Here is a 795-nt window from a genome sequence, read left to right on the forward strand (position 1 = left end):
ATCCAGTACGCGCAGCGGATATTTTTTGGGAAAAGCGCATCTGGAGGGTAATTGATCTCCGCGACAAGATGAACCTTCCTTTTGCTTATACAGAACGTCCATTCTTTACTATTCTGCAGGAAGCTGCCGAAAATGAAGAAATTAACGTTTACAGTAATGAGGACGATAAGTTTACCCATCGGTTGAGTCCGGAGGAAATTGCTTCAATGGGAGCGTCAGTAGATACGGTAACCACTTTTGATCCGGTTACTTACGAAGAAAAAATTCAGGTTGTTCGTAACGAACTGAACCCTGAAGATATCAAGCGTTACCGCTTGAAAGAGGTATGGTTCTTCGATGAAGAAACTTCCCGTATGCAAGTTCGTATTCTTGGTATCGCTCCTTTATTGGATGTGAAAGACGAGAATGGCAACTTCAAGTATGAGCAAGTAATGTTTTGGGTGTACTACCCAGAAGCTCGTCAGGTTTTAGCTCGTGAGAAAGTGTTCACTGCCGGCAACGATGCTGCCCCAATCACTTGGGAGGCGCTGATGGAAATGCGTTTCTTCTCTAGCTACATCTACAAAGAATCTAACGTTCACAATCGTCGTTTACAGGATTACGTTCAAGGCGTAGACCTTCTGTTGGAAGCGGATAAGATCAAGCAAACGATCTTCAACTTCGAACACGATCTGTGGGAATACTAAAATAAGCAAGCGCTTATTTTATTTTCAAAAAGCCTTCTTCTCTCGCCGAGAAGAAGGCTTTTTGATTTTATATTTCGCCAACCCTAGATTTGTGAATTTTGTCTTGCTC

1 protein-coding gene is annotated in these 795 nt (G+C 42.6%); it reads left to right on the top strand.

The window, feature by feature from the left end:
• Window positions 1–686, top strand: a 686-nt coding sequence (gldN, locus tag ACRBG0_RS25700; RefSeq protein WP_431489700.1) for a gliding motility protein GldN, incomplete at its 5' end; no start/stop codon positions are given.
• Window positions 687–795 lie beyond the last annotated feature (109 nt).

This window comes from Lewinella sp. (genome assembly GCF_050633125.1).
Taxonomy (GTDB): domain Bacteria; phylum Bacteroidota; class Bacteroidia; order Chitinophagales; family Saprospiraceae; genus Lewinella.